This is a genomic window from Serratia sp. KH_031 (assembly GCF_057839655.1).
In genome coordinates, this window is record NZ_CM174496.1 from 2,775,823 (window position 1) to 2,795,068 (window position 19,246).

22 protein-coding genes are annotated in these 19,246 nt (G+C 47.3%); 6 read left to right on the forward strand and 16 right to left on the reverse strand.

Annotated features, from left to right (window positions below; translation table 11 throughout):
• Positions 1 to 427: 427 nt before the first annotated feature.
• Complete coding sequence (gene ychF / locus AC3ISQ_RS12510) at positions 428 to 1,519, forward strand: redox-regulated ATPase YchF (RefSeq protein ID WP_489346906.1); 1,092 nt, start codon at positions 428 to 430, stop codon at positions 1,517 to 1,519.
• A gap of 63 nt (positions 1,520 to 1,582) precedes the next feature.
• Here the strand turns inward: ychF and AC3ISQ_RS12515 are convergent, their stop codons facing one another.
• The 3 genes from AC3ISQ_RS12515 to AC3ISQ_RS12525 all read right to left on the reverse strand — a co-directional run bounded on the left by AC3ISQ_RS12515 (position 1,583) and on the right by AC3ISQ_RS12525 (position 3,149).
• Positions 1,583 to 2,014, reverse strand: coding sequence for a universal stress protein (locus tag AC3ISQ_RS12515; RefSeq protein WP_489346908.1), 432 nt, complete (start codon positions 2,012 to 2,014; stop codon positions 1,583 to 1,585).
• Positions 2,015 to 2,039: 25 nt separating this feature from the next.
• On the reverse strand, positions 2,040 to 2,468 hold the full coding sequence (locus AC3ISQ_RS12520; protein WP_489346910.1) for a universal stress protein: 429 nt from the start codon (positions 2,466 to 2,468) through the stop codon (positions 2,040 to 2,042).
• 156 nt (positions 2,469 to 2,624) lie between these two features.
• Positions 2,625 to 3,149: a hypothetical protein gene (locus tag AC3ISQ_RS12525; protein ID WP_489346911.1), complete on the reverse strand. Its 525-nt coding sequence runs from the start codon at positions 3,147 to 3,149 to the stop codon at positions 2,625 to 2,627.
• 238 nt (positions 3,150 to 3,387) lie between these two features.
• Between AC3ISQ_RS12525 and AC3ISQ_RS12530 the strand changes: the two genes are divergently transcribed.
• The 3 genes from AC3ISQ_RS12530 to AC3ISQ_RS12540 are packed head-to-tail and all read left to right on the forward strand — an operon-like array spanning position 3,388 to position 6,101.
• Positions 3,388 to 4,989: a sensor histidine kinase gene (locus AC3ISQ_RS12530; protein WP_489346913.1), complete on the forward strand. Its 1,602-nt coding sequence runs from the start codon at positions 3,388 to 3,390 to the stop codon at positions 4,987 to 4,989.
• Between the two features lie 4 nt (positions 4,990 to 4,993).
• Positions 4,994 to 5,719: a two-component system response regulator DcuR gene (dcuR, locus tag AC3ISQ_RS12535; RefSeq protein ID WP_489346914.1), complete on the forward strand. Its 726-nt coding sequence runs from the start codon at positions 4,994 to 4,996 to the stop codon at positions 5,717 to 5,719.
• A gap of 19 nt (positions 5,720 to 5,738) precedes the next feature.
• Complete coding sequence (locus tag AC3ISQ_RS12540; RefSeq protein WP_489346916.1) at positions 5,739 to 6,101, forward strand: YcgJ family protein; 363 nt, start codon at positions 5,739 to 5,741, stop codon at positions 6,099 to 6,101.
• A 269-nt stretch (positions 6,102 to 6,370) separates the two neighbouring features.
• On the opposite strand, the gene AC3ISQ_RS12545 is transcribed toward AC3ISQ_RS12540, so the two are convergent.
• From AC3ISQ_RS12545 to ftnA, 4 genes are all read right to left on the reverse strand, one after another.
• Complete coding sequence (locus tag AC3ISQ_RS12545) at positions 6,371 to 6,709, reverse strand: YebY family protein (protein WP_489346918.1); 339 nt, start codon at positions 6,707 to 6,709, stop codon at positions 6,371 to 6,373.
• Positions 6,710 to 6,828: 119 nt separating this feature from the next.
• A complete protein-coding gene (gene copD, locus AC3ISQ_RS12550; RefSeq protein WP_489346920.1) occupies positions 6,829 to 7,710 on the reverse strand; it encodes a copper homeostasis membrane protein CopD in 882 nt (293 codons plus the stop codon).
• Between the two features lie 2 nt (positions 7,711 to 7,712).
• A complete protein-coding gene (yobA, locus tag AC3ISQ_RS12555) occupies positions 7,713 to 8,099 on the reverse strand; it encodes a CopC domain-containing protein YobA (protein WP_489353266.1) in 387 nt (128 codons plus the stop codon).
• A 178-nt stretch (positions 8,100 to 8,277) separates the two neighbouring features.
• Positions 8,278 to 8,790, reverse strand: a complete 513-nt coding sequence (gene ftnA, locus AC3ISQ_RS12560; protein WP_489346922.1) for a non-heme ferritin — start codon at positions 8,788 to 8,790, stop codon at positions 8,278 to 8,280.
• Positions 8,791 to 9,140: 350 nt separating this feature from the next.
• On the opposite strand from ftnA, the gene AC3ISQ_RS12565 reads away from it, so the two are divergent.
• Entirely contained in the window at positions 9,141 to 9,371 is a 231-nt protein-coding gene (locus AC3ISQ_RS12565) for a DNA polymerase III subunit theta (protein ID WP_489346924.1), read from the forward strand.
• Positions 9,372 to 9,411: 40 nt separating this feature from the next.
• Here AC3ISQ_RS12565 and pip read toward each other — a convergent pair whose 3' ends face one another.
• From pip to dbpA, 7 genes are all read right to left on the reverse strand, one after another.
• A complete protein-coding gene (gene pip / locus AC3ISQ_RS12570; RefSeq protein ID WP_489346925.1) occupies positions 9,412 to 10,371 on the reverse strand; it encodes a prolyl aminopeptidase in 960 nt (319 codons plus the stop codon).
• A gap of 490 nt (positions 10,372 to 10,861) precedes the next feature.
• Positions 10,862 to 12,895, reverse strand: a complete 2,034-nt coding sequence (locus AC3ISQ_RS12575) for a S9 family peptidase (protein WP_489346927.1) — start codon at positions 12,893 to 12,895, stop codon at positions 10,862 to 10,864.
• A gap of 69 nt (positions 12,896 to 12,964) precedes the next feature.
• A complete protein-coding gene (locus AC3ISQ_RS12580; RefSeq protein ID WP_489353268.1) occupies positions 12,965 to 13,615 on the reverse strand; it encodes a tellurite resistance TerB family protein in 651 nt (216 codons plus the stop codon).
• Positions 13,616 to 13,780: 165 nt separating this feature from the next.
• Positions 13,781 to 14,137 (reverse strand): protein YebF, encoded by a 357-nt coding sequence (gene yebF / locus AC3ISQ_RS12585; protein ID WP_489346929.1) that lies wholly within the window; start codon positions 14,135 to 14,137, stop codon positions 13,781 to 13,783.
• A 49-nt stretch (positions 14,138 to 14,186) separates the two neighbouring features.
• A complete protein-coding gene (gene yqfB, locus AC3ISQ_RS12590) occupies positions 14,187 to 14,495 on the reverse strand; it encodes a N(4)-acetylcytidine aminohydrolase (RefSeq protein ID WP_489346930.1) in 309 nt (102 codons plus the stop codon).
• Between the two features lie 39 nt (positions 14,496 to 14,534).
• The gene (locus AC3ISQ_RS12595) at positions 14,535 to 14,858 is read right to left on the reverse strand and encodes a YebG family protein (protein WP_489346932.1); all 324 of its coding nucleotides are present in this window, start codon (positions 14,856 to 14,858) and stop codon (positions 14,535 to 14,537) included.
• Positions 14,859 to 14,942: 84 nt separating this feature from the next.
• Positions 14,943 to 16,325 (reverse strand): ATP-dependent RNA helicase DbpA, encoded by a 1,383-nt coding sequence (dbpA, locus tag AC3ISQ_RS12600; RefSeq protein WP_489346933.1) that lies wholly within the window; start codon positions 16,323 to 16,325, stop codon positions 14,943 to 14,945.
• A 287-nt stretch (positions 16,326 to 16,612) separates the two neighbouring features.
• Between dbpA and purT the strand changes: the two genes are divergently transcribed.
• On the forward strand, positions 16,613 to 17,791 hold the full coding sequence (purT, locus tag AC3ISQ_RS12605) for a formate-dependent phosphoribosylglycinamide formyltransferase (protein ID WP_489346935.1): 1,179 nt from the start codon (positions 16,613 to 16,615) through the stop codon (positions 17,789 to 17,791).
• 43 nt (positions 17,792 to 17,834) lie between these two features.
• Here purT and AC3ISQ_RS12610 read toward each other — a convergent pair whose 3' ends face one another.
• Entirely contained in the window at positions 17,835 to 18,071 is a 237-nt protein-coding gene (locus AC3ISQ_RS12610; RefSeq protein WP_489346936.1) for a YoaH family protein, read from the reverse strand.
• Between the two features lie 87 nt (positions 18,072 to 18,158).
• Positions 18,159 to 19,166, reverse strand: coding sequence for a glycosyltransferase (locus tag AC3ISQ_RS12615; protein WP_489346937.1), 1,008 nt, complete (start codon positions 19,164 to 19,166; stop codon positions 18,159 to 18,161).
• Positions 19,167 to 19,246: the final 80 nt, after the last annotated feature.

Here is a 19,246-nt window from a genome sequence, read left to right on the forward strand (position 1 = left end):
CATAATAAATCCCTTTAACCACAACGAACGATAACGATAACCTTACCAAACCTTATATTAAAAAATGCCCATTCGCAATATTTAACGCACGGTGCAATACACTGGTCAAACAATTAAGAATCAACCTAGATAGCTAAGAGTGTTCTTATTCAATCAAAGCTAGCACTATCTAACTCTCTTTAGCCAAAGAATTTAGGCGTTATAACTTATTATTATAAATGAAATATGCTCATCATCATGATCACAAAATATTTACTCTGTTTTCCATTGTACGAAACCGCAGCATCATGTCGCCTTTCTCCTCTGTTGCGTCACAGGACGATCGAGATAAAGCCCCATTACGTGTATAATGCGGACAGATTTTTTCATTTATGCGGCTGGTTAACACTAACGAGCTGATAGTTAAGATATTTAAGGTGACATAAACATGGGATTCAAATGCGGTATCGTCGGTCTGCCTAACGTAGGCAAGTCCACCCTGTTCAACGCGTTGACCAAAGCAGGCATCGAAGCAGCCAACTTCCCGTTCTGTACTATTGAACCCAATACCGGCGTAGTTCCTATGCCTGATCCGCGTTTAGATCAACTGGCAGAAATCGTCAAACCTCAACGCATTTTGCCAACGACAATGGAATTCGTTGACATCGCTGGTTTGGTGAAAGGTGCATCCAAAGGTGAAGGTTTGGGTAACCAGTTTTTGACCAATATCCGTGAAACCGAAGCCATCGGCCACGTGGTGCGTTGTTTTGAAAACGACAATATCATTCACGTGAACAATAAAGTCGATCCAGCAGACGATATTGACGTGATCAATACCGAGCTAGCGCTCTCTGACCTTGATACCTGTGAACGTGCTATCCACCGTGTACAGAAGAAAGCTAAAGGCGGTGATAAAGACGCTAAAGCTGAATTAGCTGCGCTGGAAAAATGCCTGCCACATTTGGAAAACGCTGGCATGTTACGCGCGTTGGATCTGAGTGCTGAAGACAAAGCGGCAATCCGCTATCTGAGCTTCCTGACACTGAAACCCACCATGTATATCGCCAACGTCAACGAAGACGGTTTCGAAAACAACCCTTACCTAGATACCGTGCGTGAAATCGCGGCGAAAGAAGGCTCCGTGGTAGTTGCCGTTTGTGCCGCTGTCGAATCAGACATCGCCGAGCTGGATGATGCTGACCGTGATGAGTTCATGGCCGAGCTGGGTTTGGAAGAACCGGGTCTGAACCGCGTGATCCGTGCAGGTTATGAACTGTTGAGTCTGCAAACCTACTTCACAGCAGGTGTAAAAGAAGTTCGTGCTTGGACCATCCCTGTTGGTGCGACTGCTCCACAGGCCGCAGGTAAGATCCACACCGATTTCGAAAAAGGTTTCATCCGCGCTCAAACCATTGCTTTCAATGATTTCATCACCTACAAAGGTGAACAAGGCGCGAAAGAAGCCGGTAAAATGCGCTCAGAAGGTAAAGACTACATCGTGAAAGATGGCGATATAATGAACTTCTTGTTTAACGTCTAATTCCCTTTAACGTCCTAAGCCCCCAGATTTAATTGGGGGCTTTTTATTTCTACATTACTCGCATCAATCTTTTAGCGGAATAACCAGAACATCCACATTCAGTTGATTTATTGCCTTGCGAGTGGTCGAAAATAGATTACTCCACAGATCGTGGTGATGCCCGAAAATAACCAAATCGATCTGATGTTCTTTTATCGCACTGATCAACTCACTCACCAGTTCACCACGACTAACAATCACGCCATTAACGGGATAATCGGTACTCTTCACCAACGGTTCTAATTCTTTTCTGATCTTGTCTTCGAATGAACCCGCGGTGTAATGATAAAACTCGGTCGAAAAGCCTATCATGGCGTATTGCGGTTCATGGTGAACCTCAACATAGATCAGAGAAAGCTTTGCGTTCAATGCACGCGCTAATGCGACACCCCGCTGAAACATTAACTTGCCTGCATCGGTAAGGTCGGTTGTCACTACAATGTGTTGATAAGCCATATACCCTCCTCCAATCCACTATCGGTTATGTTTTGAGAGGAACGACCAACACGTCAATGTCCAATGAGTTAATTGCCTGACGTGTGGAGGAAAATAAATTGCTCCAAAAATCCTGATGATGCCCGAAAATAAACAGATCTATTCCCCGCTCACTAATTTCACGCCTCAATCCAGGTATAAAATCATCTTTAACGGCAATGGTATCAGTGGCCATGTCTGGGATCTTCGCGGCTAAAGTCTGCAAAGCACTTTTAGCTCGCGCCAATACCTCTTTGTCGTCTTCATAATAATGGGCAGGTAGACCGATTTCTGAATAGTAAGTCGCTTGATGAGTGTCGATATGGATCAAAGAGAGTTTGGCGTTGAGTGTTCTCGCCAGTTCAGCACCTTTTTCGAAAAGCACCTTACTGCCGTCATCGAGATCGGTGGCAACAACAATATGTTGATAGCACATGGCGCCTCCTGTTCTCATTTCAGGAAATGACTAGCATACGATTTGGCTCATAGAGTCATATCACTATCTATTATTTTAGTTCAGAAATGCACTTTGTGTTTTATTGATGAGGAAGATAGCACCGCCAGGTATCACTAGAGCGGTGCTCGCGCACGATTAGTTCTGCCGTTGAGCTTCAAACCAGACATTACAGACAGACAAAATCAGGCTGTTTTTATCTTTGATCATCACATTATCACCAGGAACGCCGACGGTTCCCTGATCGGTGATGCCTTTGATTTCCACATCAGCATGTTGAATAGTCACACGCTCTACCGCTGGTTGGGTGATCCCCAGCATTTTAAAATCGACCACAGAGCCGCTGCCGGAGTTATCTTCAACAAACTCTTGAGCCTCAACTGTAGCGGTAGTCGTCCCCTGATTGGCTAGCTGGTGATTATTCCAATTAAAACCGTCGTTCTTATAAGTAATAGAAGTCCCAATCAGCGTCTGAGCCTGTTGACCATCCCAGCAACTTATCGTCTGTGTTGGCAGAACTTTACTGATGTTCCATTTGCCAATAAGTTCTTTAGGGATCGCTTTGACCGTTGCTGGCTCACTCGCAGCAAAGGCCAGTGACAACGACGTAGATAACAGCATGGCGGTAGAAACTAACAGATTACGACGAGTTAAGAATAACATGTGATAGCTCCCTGAGAATGGAATAATCTATTGGGTTCATCTTAGCCTATCAGCACGCGGGGTTGCAGTAGGAAAATAGCGCGGTTTTATTGGGTTACAGAGATAAGGGCAGCCGATTAAATATTGCCTTGTCTACCTAAACGGTTTTTGTAATTAAAGAAACACTTCTCCAGTTTGATTACGTACTATAACCTGCTGCCGGGAAGATTATCCCGTCAATGATTCTTTGGAGGACACTATGCCCAAGCCACGGGTACCGCTAAAACTCAGTACCTCCGTTACGCTGATGGTGGCGGCTATCATTGCTTCGGTACTCTTAGTGGTTTATGCATTGTTTTTCCTGCAAATGAAAGATGAAGGCCAAGCACAGTTACAGCAAAAAGCGATGGCGATTGCTGAAACATTAGCACTTTCATCTACCGTGATTGAGGGGCTGCAACAACAAGATCACAGCGGAAGTATCCAACGCTTCGCCGAATCGGTACGCACTAAGAACGAGTTGTTGTTTGTAGTGGTGCTGGATATGAATGGCATTCGTTACTCACACCCTAAACCGTGGCTAATCGGCAAGCATTTTATCGGTAACGATCTAGAACCAGCATTACGTGGACAGCCCAACAGCGCGATCAACCGTGGGGCTCTAGCTCCCGCGCTACGGGTATTTGTCCCGGTTTATAACGCACAACAACAGCAAATTGGTGTAGTGGCATTGGGTATTGCATTGGATGCCGTTCAGCGCGTCATTGCAGAGAGCCGTTGGATCATTTATTGGACCATCGCCTTTGCCGCATGGGTTGGCACACTCGGAACCTTCTTTTTAGTCAAAGCTCTCAAGCGCATAATGCTAGGCTTCGAACCTTATGAAATTTCTAATTTATTCGAGCAACGCAACGCCATGTTGCAATCGATTAAAGAAGGGGTCATCGCCGTCGATAGTCAATCAAACATCACTATTGTCAACGATGAAGCTAAACGCTTATTCCTCCAGCATGGTTCCGTCGAAAACTTATTATCAGACTCGGCCAGCAAGCATTGGCCTAGCCAGTTGCATTTAGCCGAAGTGCTTGCCAGCGGTGTGCCCCAGCGCGATCAGCAAATTAACTTAAACGGTAGCGAACTACTGACCAATACGGTGCCGGTGATCGTCAAAGATCAGGTGATCGGTGCTATTGCCACTTTCCGCGACAAAACTGAAGTCAGTCAGTTATTACAACGACTCAGTGGTATGGAGCATTACGCTGACGCCTTACGTGTACAGTCACATGAATTTATGAACAAACTGCATGTTATTCTCGGCATGTTGCATATGAAGGCTTATCAGCAACTAGAAAATTACATCATCCATACCGCCAGCAACTATCAGGAAGAGATAGGCACCTTGTTGCGGAAGATAAAGTCGCCTGAAGTGGCGGGTTTTTTCATCGCCAAAATCAACCGCGCTCATGATGTTGGTGTCAAACTAACGATTGATGATTGTAGTTTGCTACCAGAAACAGACCATGCCGAAACCACACATGTGCTAATCAGTGTATTGGGTAATCTGATAGAAAATGCCATCGAAGCCATTAACGGCGCAGAAGGGCATGAAATTGGTTTAAGCTTCCATCATCATGAAAATTATCTACACTGCACAGTCAGTGATGACGGTCCCGGCATCGATCCATCTATCGCCTCACAGGTTTTCATGACCGGATTTTCTACCAAAGGGGATAAGCGCGGTATCGGATTAGCGCTGATCCGCAGTAACCTAGAGAAATTAGGTGGCAACATTGAGTTTGAGTCCGAACCGGGAGAATTAACTCAGTTCTTTGTGCATATTCCCTATCAGGCGAAAGGCTAACAGAATGATTAACGTATTGATTGTTGATGACGATCCGATGGTCGCTGAGTTGAACAAATACTACCTGAGCCAAGTTTCTGGTTTCCATTGCCAAGCGACAGTCGCAACTTTAGCTCAGGCCCGCGCACTATTGGCAAACAGCGATATCAACATCGATCTCGTGTTGTTGGATATTTATATGCAACAGGAGAACGGGTTGGATCTGTTACCCGGCCTGCGCGAATTGGGTGAGAAAACGGATGTCATCGTCATTTCATCCGCTAGCGATGTCGACACCGTGCAAAAAGCCCTGCACTACGGTGTAGTCGATTATTTGATCAAACCGTTCCAATTTGGTCGATTCAAAGAAGCACTCTGTCATTATCAACAACAGTCACAGATCCTGACAAAACGTGAATTTTGTGCCCAAGCCGATGTGGATAATCTGCTGCGTCGCCAACCTCATAACAATGCCAGCAAAAAACTGCCAAAGGGTTTAACCAGCCTCACGTTGAGTACAATATGTGAGTGGATCGCACAACATCATGACACTGAGTTCTCTACCGATAACTTGGCGGCCGCCATTGGCATATCACGAGTCTCATGCCGTAAGTATCTGATTTATTTATCAGAAATACAAATTCTTACCACCCGTATTCTGTACGGCACAACCGGACGCCCGGTCTATCTCTACCAGCTCAAAGCCGATGCTTTAGCGTTGTTGAAAGAATATTGCCAACCAAAATCCTAACAATATGAGGGAGCGAACAATGAAAAAATCATTAATCCTATTAGCATTATCAATCAGTTGTATTGCGGGTTCCGCAGGGGCGACAACCGCCAAAAAAGCACTCAAATCCCCCGTTTCCGGGGTTGTCTGCGATCAATATATTTGTGTCAATGCTACCGATGGCGTTTCGATTCCGCTCACAGAGAAGTACTTAGGCAAGAAAAAAAGCGATCGGTTGTCAACGGATAGCGATTTTGACCATACGGAATTCACTTTCGCCAATGGCGTATTCTGCGATGTGAAAGAAAAGCTTTGCCGCAAAGATCGTTATTATGGAGAGGACGGAAAGCGCAGCGGTGCCGTTGATGAAAAAACAACAGCGTTGTTGTTTGGTAAGAAGTAATAAGCTAAAAATAACATAAAAATCATACAAATAAAAAAAGACCGAATACGATTCCTATATTCGGTCTAGGGAAATGGCTCTTGGGAGAGAGCCGTGCGCTAAAAGTTGGCATTTAGTGCAAGGCTTGTTCAGCCGTGCAATTTAAGAATAGTCTAATGTGCCAGTTTTGCCAGCGAGCCTAACACGCAGTGATAGTTTCGCTGTGAAACAAATTTAGCACACAACTCAATCAACCGTTAACCATCTCGTAACTCATTGGTTGATAGACGCTATTTCGCACACAACTTCTCAGCACGCTCGCGAAACGGCGTGACATCCATTTTGTGGCCTGGGTTATTAGCATCATCTAGTAGGATCACATCCAAGGATTCAGCGCGCAGTTGGCCAGCCTTCACCTGCTCCGCCGCCACGTCATTCAGAGGATATTGCATCAGCGTACTGTTATTGAGAACAAACACCGCACCACCTTTTCGGCATTGCAGCGTCACTTCTTCTTTGACGAATGCCCATTGTTTGCCGTATTCCAGTTTGCTGACGTTCACGATCCCTGCTGCCAGTACGCTGGTTGAGGTTGCCAGAAGCGCAATGCCAAGTAATACCGATTTCATGTTATGGCCTTCAGTTGCAATTTTCCGTAATTCTCCCGCAATTCGGTAGGTTACGGCAAGTCGCAATATGATATCGACGCCGATGTTATACCAGAACTGAAGTTGTACTGGCGTTGACGTTATACTGGCGCTGAAGTTGCAAATAAACTCACTAGCATGAGCACCACCGCACCTAACGCAATTTCACTCCAACAGGCTACCACCACGCCACGCAGTGCCAGCGTTGGGTTAGTGCGCATGATAGGCACCACCACATAGCGATTGGCGATGGCGACCAATACCATTAACGCCACTAACACCATTTTGATCGCCAATAAACGTTGATAAGGCGAAGAAAAATTTAACGGCCAATGTCCCAACACCAGCAGGTTATTGATGATCCCAGTGATAATGACCAATATCACGGCACCATGCCCCCAAGACGAGAAGCACACCAACGTAGTAACAGCGTCGTGACGCCATTTCGGTTGAGATAGATAGCGCATACAAATCAGCAACGGCAATAAACTACCAAACCAATAACCTGCGGCTAACAGATGTAAGGCATGGTTAAAACGATGCAACGCACCAACACCCCCTTGATACATTGCCGCATGGCCGATGAATGCCAAGCTGATTAACAATAATGCCGAAAGCGAAACCAGAGCGCGTAGCTGCCAGGGTTTCGGTAATATTAGCGCCAACAGACTTAACGCCGAAAAGGCAAGGTGCCAGCGCCACACTTCACCGAAGGTCGTGCCAAGAACTGCCAGCCAAATTGCAGGTTGATAAGTATCCGTCCAACCATCGCCCATTTGCCCGGCCTGGATCATCAACAAAAATCCAGCAGAAAGCGCGGCTATCCAAGTGGCCGAAACCAACAGCCGGCGGGTGTCGCGAGTCAACTGTGGGGAGAGAGGCTGCGGAGATAACAAGGCGCAGAATAGACCTACGCCAAACATTATCATCACCGCCGCAAAGTGCACAAATCGGCACAGGACGAACAGTGTCGCCAAAGTCATGCTTATTTTACGGTAAAGCTGTATTGGCCTTTGGTTTTATGACCATCAACCGACACCACGTGCCAGTCAACGTTATATTTACCTGCGGCCAACTTACTTTCGATCGGCAGGTTGATTTGTGTGTTGTTGCTAGGATCAATCTTCAGCGCGCCAGTTTTCACCACGTTATTGTCTGGCCCGGTGATTTTAATACCACTGAAGTTAGGCTCGATACCTTCAGAAAAATTGAGTGTTAGCGTTTCAGGTGCCTGATTCACAATGGCATCAGCAGCCGGGTTTTCCACTTTCAAGTGGGCGTGAGCCAATGCCTGTTGGGAGGACAAACCGACAAACAGCACAAAGACGGTAGAAAGCAGACGGTAAGAAGAACGAATTTTCCCAATCACGATGGTATTCCTTCAGATGAAAAATGTAATAAATCACGCCAAATCATAACTACCGTCTATCGGTAAGTCGAGCATATCACTAGAATTTTGCGATCCACCAGCACACAATTTTAGGCTTGCCAAATTGCGGACGAAAAAAAACCGCATCCTAAACAGTACGCGGTTTCTTCTAATACCAAAATTAAGCCTGCGGATTGCCGCCTGTTGCACCCATTTTCTTCAGATCTTTGTCGATGAAGAACAGACCCTTACCGCTATCACCCACCAGCGCCAGTTTATCCAGCACAGATTTGAATAGTTTTTCTTCTTCATGCTGCTCAGAAACATACCATTGCAGGAAGTTGAAGGTGGAGTAATCACGGGTGGTCATTGCCACGTGCGCCAGTTCATTAATTTGCTTGGTGATGTGCTGCTCGTGTTCGTAAGTTTGAGCAAAAACATCGGCCAACGATTTGAACTCAACTGGCGGAGCCGCGATGGTACCCAACAATGGTAGAGCGCCAGTATCGCTCAGGTAGTCGAACAGACGCTGCATATGCTGCATCTCTTCCTGTGAATGTTCACGCAGGAACGCTGCCGCACCTTCAAAACCTTTCTCGGCACACCAAGCGCTCATTTGCAGGTACAGGTTGGCAGAATAGAATTCCAGGTTCAGTTGTTCATTCAACTTCTTGGTCATTTCTTGCGTCAGCATGATTATTCCTTTTTCTTGGCAGGTCATGAATTTAATTTCACGCATTATGCCCAGATTAAAACAAAATAAAAACACTTGATTCACATTAATCATGGCATCAATTTAATTTGAATATAAATCAATGTGTTAAAATAAAACAAATGCGCAAGTTAATTGTTATGATAATTATTATCGTCAAGCCAAAGCAAATTAGAAGCGAATAATTCTTATTTATAAAAATAAATAAATTACATTATATAAAACCAATAAATAACCATAATGAAAAAAGGGATTAAGTTTCATGCTTGCCAAGCGTTGGCGAGTGGATTACCTTTTGCGCTAATTCGGATTGATGATGTAAGGAGCCGACGGTGGGTTACAATCTGGCAGAGCTTGCCAAAGAAGATATGGATAAGGTGAATGTGGATCTGGCAGCGTCTGGTGTGGCATTTAAAGAACGCTACAATATGCCAGTGATTCCAGAGATGGTTGAACGTGAACAACCTGCTCATCTGCGCGATTACTTTCGCGAACGTGTGATGCATTATCGTGGCGAATCGCACAAATTCTCGCGTCTGCCTTACGAGCCAAAAACCAAATAACTGACCAGCCCTGTAAACGTCACAGGGCTGGAGCTACGATTTACACTGATTTACCTGCGAAACGGTCGGTTGCCAACATCAGTTGATGCAAGATCCCCGGCTCATCAAATGAATGCCCCGCCCCTTCGACAATATGCAATTCAGCTTCCGGCCAAACCTTTTTCAAATCCCATGCGTTCTGCACTTGGCAGGCCATGTCATAACGACCATGAATGATCACCGCAGGTATGTGACGTATTAATGCCACGTCTTGCAGCAACTGATCATCACTGTCCAAAAAACCTAAGTGGGTGAAATAGTGGTTTTCAATGCGGGCAAAGGCCAAAGCAAAATCATCCTCACCGAAAGAAGCCGAAGTCGGGCTTGGCAGCAAGGTCACGGTTTCCCCTTCCCATACACTCCACAATCGTGCAGCTTCCAGTTGCACTTCTTTATCCGGTGAGGTCAGGCGCTGGCGATAAGCTGCAATCACGTCTTTGCGCTCTTCGTCAGAGAGAATGGATAACACACGCGCCCATTTGTCCGGGAAGAAGCGCGATGCGCCATCTTGGTAGTACCAAAGCAGCTCTTGCTTGCGTAGGGTAAAAATACCGCGCAATACCAGTTCACTGGCGCGTTCGGGGTGTTTTTGTGCATAAGCCAGTGCCAAGGTCGAGCCCCAAGAGCCGCCAAACACCAACCACTTCTCCACACCCGCCATTTCACGCAGGCGTTCGATATCGTTAACTAAATCCCAAGTGGTATTGTTATCCAGGCTGGCATGAGGTTTAGAACGCCCACAACCACGTTGGTCGAACAACATCACCTTATAAAGCTCAGGATCAAACAACTGCCGATGGTAGGGAGAAATACCACCGCCCGGCCCACCGTGGATAAATACCGCCGGTTTCCCGTTCGGATTACCGCTCAGTTCCCAATAAATTTTGTGACCATCCCCGGTATCCAACCAACCGCTGTCATACGCTTCTAATGGCGGGTACAAACCGCGTAATTGTTCCATGGCGCTTCCGTCTGTTGGTGAATGATGCTTTCAATCAAAGACCAAGCCCTGTAGCTGGTCAACGTCAAAATCGCAAAAAATCGTTGTTCCATCTGCATTTGCTTAAAATGACGACGAATTGATGATTTTCGCTACAACATCCTGATGAAAAATCGTGATGCTGATGAGACAAAATCCAACGGATTAACAATCCGTTGCATTGATTCTTCATTTTGTCACTTGCATTCACTCACCTTTAGATGGTTAATGGTTAAGCAACCCACCCAGTCATAGGTAAAGAGAGGCCAACATGAGTAAGGGAATGGATAGCAAGAAAAATGCGAAGAAGAAGCCGTTGAAAACTCCAGCAGAAAAACGTGCAGATAAACGCGCCAAAAAAGGTGCATCCGTCTGACGAATAATCTATCTGATGACTTAATCTATCTAATAGATAGTTCAACCTGCTTTTGAACGTAATTAAACCCGCGCGAACGCGGGTTTTTTGTTGCCGTTATTCTGCCAACGTCAGGATAAACGCATATTCCAGCGCAATATCCTCATAGGCTTTGAAACGACCGGATTTACCACCGTGCCCCGCATCCATGTCGGTATACAACAACAACTGACGATTGTTCGTTTTCAGTTCACGCAGTTTCGCCACCCATTTGGCCGGTTCCCAATACTGCACTTGAGAATCATGCAAACCGGTCGTTACCAGCAGATGCGGGTAATCCTGCGCTTTTACTTGGTCGTAAGGACTGTATTGCTTGATGTAGTCGTAATACGCCTGTTCGTTCGGGTTACCCCACTCGTCATATTCACCCGTGGTCAACGGGATTGAGTCGTCCAACATGGTCGTAACCACATCAACAAATGGCACCTGTGCCACCACGCCATGGAACAACTGTGGCGCTTGGTTAATCACTGCGCCCATCAACAAGCCACCAGCGCTACCGCCCATCGCGAAGACTTTCTTGTTGTCGCCATAACCTTGTGCAATCAGGCTTTCGGTCACATCAATAAAATCATTGAAGGTGTTTTGCTTTTTGAACAGTTTGCCGTCTTCATACCACAACTGCCCTAACTCACCGCCACCACGAATATGCGCCAATACGAACACAAAACCGCGATCTAACAGACTAAGGCGACTGCCGCTAAAAGCAGGATCGATACTGCTGCCGTAAGAACCATAACCGTACATCAGCAACGGATTTGCGCCTTTACTAAAGCTGTCGATGCGATACACCAACGAAACGGGCACTTCGATACCATCACGCGCTTTCACCCACACACGTTCACTGCGGTAATGTTCCGGCGTAAAGTTTTTGACTTCCTGTTGCTTTAACAGCACGCGATCACCGCTGTCCATGTTCAGTTCATACATAGTGGTCGGTGTGGTCATGGAAGAATAACCGTAACGCAACAGCGCGGTTTCAGGGTCTGGGTTATAGGCCAACCAAGTGGTATAGGTCGGGTCATCAAAGGCGATAGCTTTCTCTTCACCACTCGTCCAATGGATCTGACGCAATTGAATCAACCCTTGATGACGTTCTTCCACCACCAACCAATCACGGAACAGGCTAAAACCTTCCAACATCACTTCTGTTCGTGGGGCGATCAGTTGCTGCCAATGCGCTTCATCCGCTTGCTCACTCTGATACAAACCGAAGTTTTTGCCATCTTTATTCGAGCGGATATAGAAATGTTGGTGGTAATGGTCAATACCGTATTCGTGATCTTTGCGGCGCGATAAGAACATCTGCGGTGTGCTGGTCGTATCGTCAGCGTCCAACAGCAGGATTTCTGAGGTCGTCGTGCTGCTTAGGTGGATCAGGATATAACGTTCAGAAGTGGTTTTTTCTAGGCTGACGTAGAAGGTATCGTCTTGCTCTTCATAAATAAGTACATCCTGCTGTGGATCGCTCCCCACTACATGACGATAAACCTGATACGGCAGCAACGTTTTTGCGTGTTTACGCACGTAGAACACGGTGGCGGAATCATTTGCCCACTCGAAATTACCGGAGGTGTTCTCCAGTACTTCATCGCTCCAAGAGCCGTCTTGCAGGTTTTTGAAACGTATATCGTACTGGCGACGCGATAGAAAATCCTCTGCTACCGCTAGCTGATGGTTGTCCGGGCTGACTTCTAATCCACCTAAGGTGTAAAACTCATGCCCTTCTGCACGTTGATTGCCATCGTGCAGAGTTTCCCACTGTTCAGTTTCCGTTTCTAACTGACGGACATACAGCGCGTATTCATTGCCCGGTTCGTAACGCGTTTGATAGCGGTAACCATGCTTGACGTAAGGTACCGAATGCTCTTGTTGAGGGATGCGCGCCACCATTTCTTCGTACAAAGTTTCACGCAACACTTGTTGTGGTTTCAACTCGGAGTCGGTAAAGGCATTTTCTGCGGTGAGATAGGCAAGAACCTGCGCATCGGTACGGTCATCGTCACGTAACCAGTAATAATCATCAACGCGGGTATCACCGTGAGTGGTGATCGGGTAAGGACGTTTTTCTGCCTTAGGGGGTGTCATCATTAATACATCATCCGTTTATAGAGATGATATAAGAGTGGCACGTTCCCCCCCGGCTTAACAAGCGAGTGCTTAAATCAGTTCGCGCTTTTTCTCGCTGACGTCGTTTTCGATGCCCTGCTTCACATCCGCCGGGATCTTCAACGATTGCGCCAAGGCGTCGAGATAGCCACGCTCCATGAAGTGATCGACGTCGATCACCATGCAGCTCAGGTAATAGACTTCCAGCGCTTCTTCTTCGTTTTTCACGCTTTTGGCTATCAGGTCTGGGTTCAGCGGCTGATCGATGGCTTCTTGCACCCAAACCTGTGCTTCCTCACCGACCTGTAGTTGTTCCAGGCTATGATCGATAGCACGCTTTTCATCAGCATCAATATGGCCATCGCTCTTGGCAGCGAAGACTAGTGCCTGCACCAGTCGTTTGGCGCGCAAATCCACGGCGGTATTCTGCACGCCGAACTGCGGTTCATCTTGATGTGCATCTTTGACTTGCTGCTTATATTTGTTCCACAACACCGCGCCGATAGCTGCACTGCCACCAATAATCAACGCATTGGTTCCATATTTAGTCACCATTTTGCGCGACGATTTATTCACCAACAGCGCCCCTACCAAACCGCCTAATGCGGTCGGAGCCAACAATTTCCCCAGTCCTTCGGTGCTACTTCCCCCGCCTTTTTGCCCCAGCAGAGATTGAATTTGCTGCATCCAGTTATTTTTCATCATTTGCCCCTTTCAATGCAGAATCGCAGCGCTCAACCGTGAACGCCAGTCAGCTTTCAAGAATAAGGGTTCTTTTGTCAATTAATGTATGGAGAGGAAAAATTGTGTGGGATGTTGTGAGGGCGATAGGGCAAAAAGCCCAGCATCGCTGGGCTATTCGAGAATTTATTGTGGGCCGTTGTAGGTAATTTCACCTTTCTGACAATCCAGGGTCACGTCATAGGTTTTCTGCGCTTTGCTACCGCGTACTGTTAGCGGCACCTGCCAAACGTCGTCTTTACCCGTGATGGCTGTTGGGCTCACCCAAGCAATGGTGTCACTACCGAGCACTTTTTTGTCAGCTTCCCAACGTGGGATACGATTTTGCAGGAAGTCACGCTTTACCTGTGCTCCAACGTCATCCGATTTCATGCCCAAGCATTTCGTTATTGTCGCAGTACGCGGCTGCTGTTCCTGCGCAAGTGCGTTGTTTGCCAAACCCATCATTGCCAACAAGGCCAAAGCCAATCCTGTCTTTTTCATATTTCCTCCGAGTTATTATTCTTTCTACCCAAGGAGATATAGTCAGGGATCACAGTTTAGTAAAGGTAATGACAAACAGTTGATCCAGCCCTGGGTAGATTTCCTTAATCACCTTCTTCAAGTCTTCGAGCGACATGTTTTCTTGCTTGGCATGCTGGCCGGTCAAATCATCCAGACGTACCTGTTCCACTGACGACACTTTAATATCACAGAAGTGCTGACCGTCTTCGTTACGGCTAACATGTAATACCTCACCGGGCTTAAAGTGAGATTCACTGAAATCCCGGATAGTAATCGTCTTGCGTCCAGCCAAGATGTCTTTTTCGAAGCGGCTGAAGAAGGTTATTTCACGGAGCATTTTAGATCCTTTTTAATCACAATACTGCAACATAACGTATTATGCAGCTTGCTTTTCTGATGCAGATCCCTCTTTTACGTTAGCATCGGATTTTTCTACTTTGAGCTTGGCTGGTTTTTTCACCGAATCTTGCGGCGCGTTACCACGTAGGATTTGTGATAAGGCCTCTTTGTTTTCCGCCAGGAAGAACCCCAACCGTTCGCGTTGTTCTTCGTCCAACTCTAGCGGAGCCTGCTGTAACCACTCGCCTAAGCTATCGGCCATATCCAGCATTTTGTCGTAGGCATCGGCTTCTTTCTTATTTGCGAAAGTCATTTTTTCCTCACCGTTTCTTACCACCACATATTTTATTTCAACAGCCATGTGTGCATTCCTCAAAGATTGAAATACTGTATTTTCATACAGTATAAATAATTCAATAGGCGGGAGCAAGGCGCTCCCGGATTATTATTTCAACAACCGCACTTTGCAGTTTTTGCCTTTGATTTTGCCCTGTTGAAGCTGTTGCAACGCTTTGCGTGCGCTGGCTTTGCCGATCGCCACATAAGCATGCACTGGGAACATATCGATCTTACCCACTTCGGCAGCAGTCAGCCCTGCATCCCCAGTCAATGCGCCAAGAATATCACCAGGGCGAATTTTGGCTTTGCGTCCGCCGTCGATGCACAACGTGGTCATTTCTGCCGCCAGTGGTGTGTTCGGCGCACCGCTCAGTTCAGAAACCTGCGCCCAGTTAATAGTCATCTGCAAATCATCTTCAATGGCATGAACACGCGCCATTTCTTGTGGTGTGCATAGGCTAATTGCCAAACCGCTCAACCCTGCGCGCCCCGTACGGCCAATGCGGTGCACATGTACTTCAGGATCAAACGCCAGTTCGTAGTTCACCACCAGCTCCAGATCTTTGATATCCAAGCCACGCGCAGCGACATCGGTCGCGACCAACACGCGGCAACTGCGGTTAGCAAAACGGACCAATACCTGATCGCGATCACGCTGTTCAAGATCGCCATGCAACGCCAACACGCTGATGTCACGGGCTTCTAATGCTTCAAATACCGTTTGGCAATCGCGTTTGGTATTACAAAACACCACGCAGGAAGATGGCTGATAATGACGGAGTACCGCGACCAATAGCGCAGGACGTTGATCGCGAGTCGTTTCATAGAAGCGCTGTTCGATGGTGGTTTGTTCTTCGTCACCATCCAGTTCTACATTTAGCGGCTCACGCTGCACACGTGCGCTGATTCGTTCAATGCCTTGCGGATAAGTGGCAGAAAACAACAAAGTTTGGCGCTGCGGTGGTGTGTAGCTGATCACATCATCAATATCGTCGGCAAACCCCATATCCAACATGCGGTCGGCTTCATCCAGTACCAGCACTTTCATTTCATCCAGCACCAGCGTTTTTTTGCGCAGATGCTCCTGCACACGCCCCGGCGTACCGACGACGATATGCGGTGCATGAACCAGTGAATCCAACTGCGGCCCGACTGGCTGACCACCGCACAGGGTCAAAATTTTGATGTTCTGGGTGAAACGTGCCAAACGGCGTAACTCTTTACTGACCTGATCGGCCAGCTCGCGGGTTGGACACAGGATCAGCGCCTGAGTCGCCACTTGCGCCACATTGATTTTATCCAGCAGGCCAATACCAAATGCCGCCGTTTTACCACTACCGGTTTTGGCTTTGGCACGAACGTCCCGCCCTTGCAAAATGGCAGGCAGCGCTGCGGCCTGTACCGGTGTCATTTCGGCATACCCCAGTTCGTTGAGGTTAGCCAACTGTTCGGCGGGTAGCGGCAAGGAAGAAAAGGAAACTGTGCTCACGGCAATAACTCTTTATGGCAGATGGAAAGGCGGCGCGCCCACAGGTTGGCACCGAATCAGGCGGTGATAATAACAGAGATAGCAGGGATTCCAGATTTCAGGCGTAAAAAAACCCGCAAAACGCGGGTTCTGGTCGTGAATTAGATAACAACAACATTGGCGCTCACTCAACGCTGATGGCAATTTTGTCGTATGGAAAACAGTTTGGCTGCCTACGCAAACGATTTCGTATATACTGCGCGCCATCTTTATCAGACCGCATTAATCCTCAAATCAGGTACGAAATCATGCTAACCATTGGAACCGCCCTACGCCCTTCGGCTACCCGCGTTATGTTGTTGGGTTCAGGTGAACTGGGTAAAGAAGTCGCCATCGAATGTCAGCGTTTGGGATTGGAAGTGATTGCTGTCGATCGCTATGCCGATGCCCCAGCGATGCATGTTGCCCATCGTAGCCATGTGATCAACATGCTAGATGGTGCCGCATTGAAGGCGTTAATCGAACAGGAGCGTCCTGATTATATCGTGCCGGAAATTGAAGCCATCGCCACCTCGATGTTGGTTGAGCTGGAGCAAAATGGTCATCGCGTGGTGCCTTGTGCTGAAGCCACTCGTCTTACCATGAACCGTGAAGGTATTCGCCGCTTGGCTGCCGAAACGCTCAAACTGCCCACTTCAAGCTACCGTTTTGCCGATAGCGAAAACGCTTTTCAGCAGGCGGTCATAGATATTGGTTATCCATGCATTATCAAGCCGGTGATGAGTTCTTCTGGTAAAGGGCAAAGCCTGATCCGCAATGAACAACAACTGCAGACAGCGTGGGATTACGCTCAACAAGGCGGCCGTGCGGGTGGCGGACGTGTGATCGTCGAAGGCTTGGTCAAGTTTGATTTCGAGATAACGTTGTTGACCATCAACGCCTGTGATGGCATTCACTTCTGCGCACCGATTGGGCATCGTCAGGAAGACGGTGATTATCGCGAATCCTGGCAACCCCAACAAATGTCGGCGCTGGCGTTAGAGCGTGCACAGGACATCGCGGCAACAGTGGTGAACGCTCTGGGCGGTTATGGTTTGTTTGGCGTCGAACTGTTTGTCTGTGGTGATGAAGTGATTTTCAGCGAAGTTTCACCACGTCCACACGATACCGGTATGGTGACACTCATTTCGCAAGATCTGTCCGAGTTTGCGCTGCACGTCCGCGCCTTCCTCGGCTTACCGATAGGTAAAATTCGCCTGTTTGCTCCGTCTGCTTCGGCGGTGATTTTACCGCAACTAAACAGTGCGGATGTGCGTTTCAGCGGCTTGGAATCTGCGTTGCAAGGTTTCAATCAAGTGCGTTTGTTCGGCAAGCCGGAAATAAACGGTACACGTCGTTTGGGCGTGGCGCTCGCCACTGCAGAGACCACAGAACACGCGGTAGAGTTGGCGAAACAAGCGGCAGCGGCTATTCAGGTTCAGGGGTAAGAGACAAGAAAGGCACGCTTCACGGCGTGCCTCCACTCAGTACTCAATAATTTTCGTCTTCTTCTTCGTCATCTTCCGGTTGCTCAACCGGTTCTTGTTCTTCGTCGTCGTCTTCATCAAACATCACCGCGACCTGATCGCCCTGATGCTTTTCGCGGATTTCTTGTGCCACGAGCGCAATGGCTTCGCCACTGCTCATGCCCTGTTCCATGAGTTGATGAATACGATCGGCAGCTTCCTGCTGCTCCTGATGACTCAATGATGGCATTCCTGCAAGCATGTTAATCTCTCCAACAAAATGGAGGGGGATTATACGCGCTAAGTAGACATATCCCTACGTTTGTTATTGCGCCGCTGGCTGTGAATATTATTGCGCCGCGGGCTGTGAACAATCGCCAACGCCGTGCCATTTTCTCAAGCGGCTTAACCACAGTATCACATGCCAGTCCTGCTGGAGACCGCGTGCATTGCTTAACATCATTTTATCGATGCCACGCTGATAGAATTCGTCGGTAATTTGTTGCTGCGCCGCCAGTTCCGGTTCACGACGAATGCTGTGGCAAATCCCCAACGCTTCGCGGGTAATCTGCCAATGGAATGCAGGTACGATTTTGATTTTGTTGTGGTAACGCTGATTCATGCTCACCAACATTTCCACAATTTTCATGTAGTGACGCTGGTATTCCACATTCGCCTTACCGATGCGTTTACGGTTGCTGATCGATTGATCGTGAACCCGTTGGTGATACAAAGATTGGCTAATATATTTGACTCGCTCTGCGTTGAACATGACTTCCGTGGTCCACGGAATATCTTGATGATGTAAGCCCGGTTCGAAATAGAGTTGATATTGTTTAATAAAATCCAACCGATAAATGGCCAACCACACCACATGAATAAACTTGCGTGATTTTAATCCACGTTCTAGCCAATCAGCTCCGGTTATCACATCAGTGCTTTTTAAGCGATCCTTAGGAAAAATTTCACTCAACGTATTACTGCGGGTAAAATAACGTTCACCGTTACATTGAGTGACATCAAGCTGATATTTTTCCGCCTGTTCAAGCAAAGTAGAATACATTTCAGGCATCAGTAAGTCATCGGCGTCTGGAAAAGCAACATATTTCCCTTTTGCTACCGCCAGCCCCGCATTACGTGCATTAGAAACACCAGAATTAACCTGATCAATAACATGGATATGTGAATATTGAGCGGCGTAACGATGCGCAATATCACCAGAGCCATCGGTAGAACCATCGTTAACAATGATCACTTCCAATCGCTGCTCACGTTGTGCCAGCAAGGACTCAAGGAACGGAATAAACAGTTCCCCTACATTATGCAGCGGGACAATAACACTCAACATTAACGACATAAGCAACACTCTTACAAACAGGTGAATTTATAGAATTTTATCAATACGTTTTGCTGTCCAAAGATGCTATTAAGTAAAGG

Excerpts from the sequence above, each read along its gene's own strand:
- AC3ISQ_RS12545 (WP_489346918.1), bottom strand. The coding sequence starts at position 6,709 with ATGAAATCGGTATTACTTGGCATTGCGCTTCTGGCAACCTCAACCAGC.
- copD (WP_489346920.1), bottom strand. The coding sequence starts at position 7,710 with ATGACTTTGGCGACACTGTTCGTCCTGTGCCGATTTGTGCACTTTGCG.
- AC3ISQ_RS12515 (WP_489346908.1), bottom strand. The coding sequence starts at position 2,014 with ATGGCTTATCAACACATTGTAGTGACAACCGACCTTACCGATGCAGGC.
- AC3ISQ_RS12595 (WP_489346932.1), bottom strand. The coding sequence starts at position 14,858 with ATGGCTGTTGAAATAAAATATGTGGTGGTAAGAAACGGTGAGGAAAAA.
- AC3ISQ_RS12615 (WP_489346937.1), bottom strand. The coding sequence starts at position 19,166 with ATGTCGTTAATGTTGAGTGTTATTGTCCCGCTGCATAATGTAGGGGAA.
- pip (WP_489346925.1), bottom strand. The coding sequence starts at position 10,371 with ATGGAACAATTACGCGGTTTGTACCCGCCATTAGAAGCGTATGACAGC.
- yqfB (WP_489346930.1), bottom strand. The coding sequence starts at position 14,495 with ATGCTCCGTGAAATAACCTTCTTCAGCCGCTTCGAAAAAGACATCTTG.
- AC3ISQ_RS12610 (WP_489346936.1), bottom strand. The coding sequence starts at position 18,071 with ATGCTTGCAGGAATGCCATCATTGAGTCATCAGGAGCAGCAGGAAGCT.
- yebF (WP_489346929.1), bottom strand. The coding sequence starts at position 14,137 with ATGAAAAAGACAGGATTGGCTTTGGCCTTGTTGGCAATGATGGGTTTG.
- AC3ISQ_RS12540 (WP_489346916.1), top strand. The coding sequence starts at position 5,739 with ATGAAAAAATCATTAATCCTATTAGCATTATCAATCAGTTGTATTGCG.
- AC3ISQ_RS12575 (WP_489346927.1), bottom strand. The coding sequence starts at position 12,895 with ATGATGACACCCCCTAAGGCAGAAAAACGTCCTTACCCGATCACCACT.
- ychF (WP_489346906.1), top strand. The coding sequence starts at position 428 with ATGGGATTCAAATGCGGTATCGTCGGTCTGCCTAACGTAGGCAAGTCC.
- AC3ISQ_RS12525 (WP_489346911.1), bottom strand. The coding sequence starts at position 3,149 with ATGTTATTCTTAACTCGTCGTAATCTGTTAGTTTCTACCGCCATGCTG.
- AC3ISQ_RS12580 (WP_489353268.1), bottom strand. The coding sequence starts at position 13,615 with ATGAAAAATAACTGGATGCAGCAAATTCAATCTCTGCTGGGGCAAAAA.
- AC3ISQ_RS12520 (WP_489346910.1), bottom strand. The coding sequence starts at position 2,468 with ATGTGCTATCAACATATTGTTGTTGCCACCGATCTCGATGACGGCAGT.
- purT (WP_489346935.1), top strand. The coding sequence starts at position 16,613 with ATGCTAACCATTGGAACCGCCCTACGCCCTTCGGCTACCCGCGTTATG.
- dcuR (WP_489346914.1), top strand. The coding sequence starts at position 4,994 with ATGATTAACGTATTGATTGTTGATGACGATCCGATGGTCGCTGAGTTG.
- ftnA (WP_489346922.1), bottom strand. The coding sequence starts at position 8,790 with ATGCTGACGCAAGAAATGACCAAGAAGTTGAATGAACAACTGAACCTG.
- AC3ISQ_RS12530 (WP_489346913.1), top strand. The coding sequence starts at position 3,388 with ATGCCCAAGCCACGGGTACCGCTAAAACTCAGTACCTCCGTTACGCTG.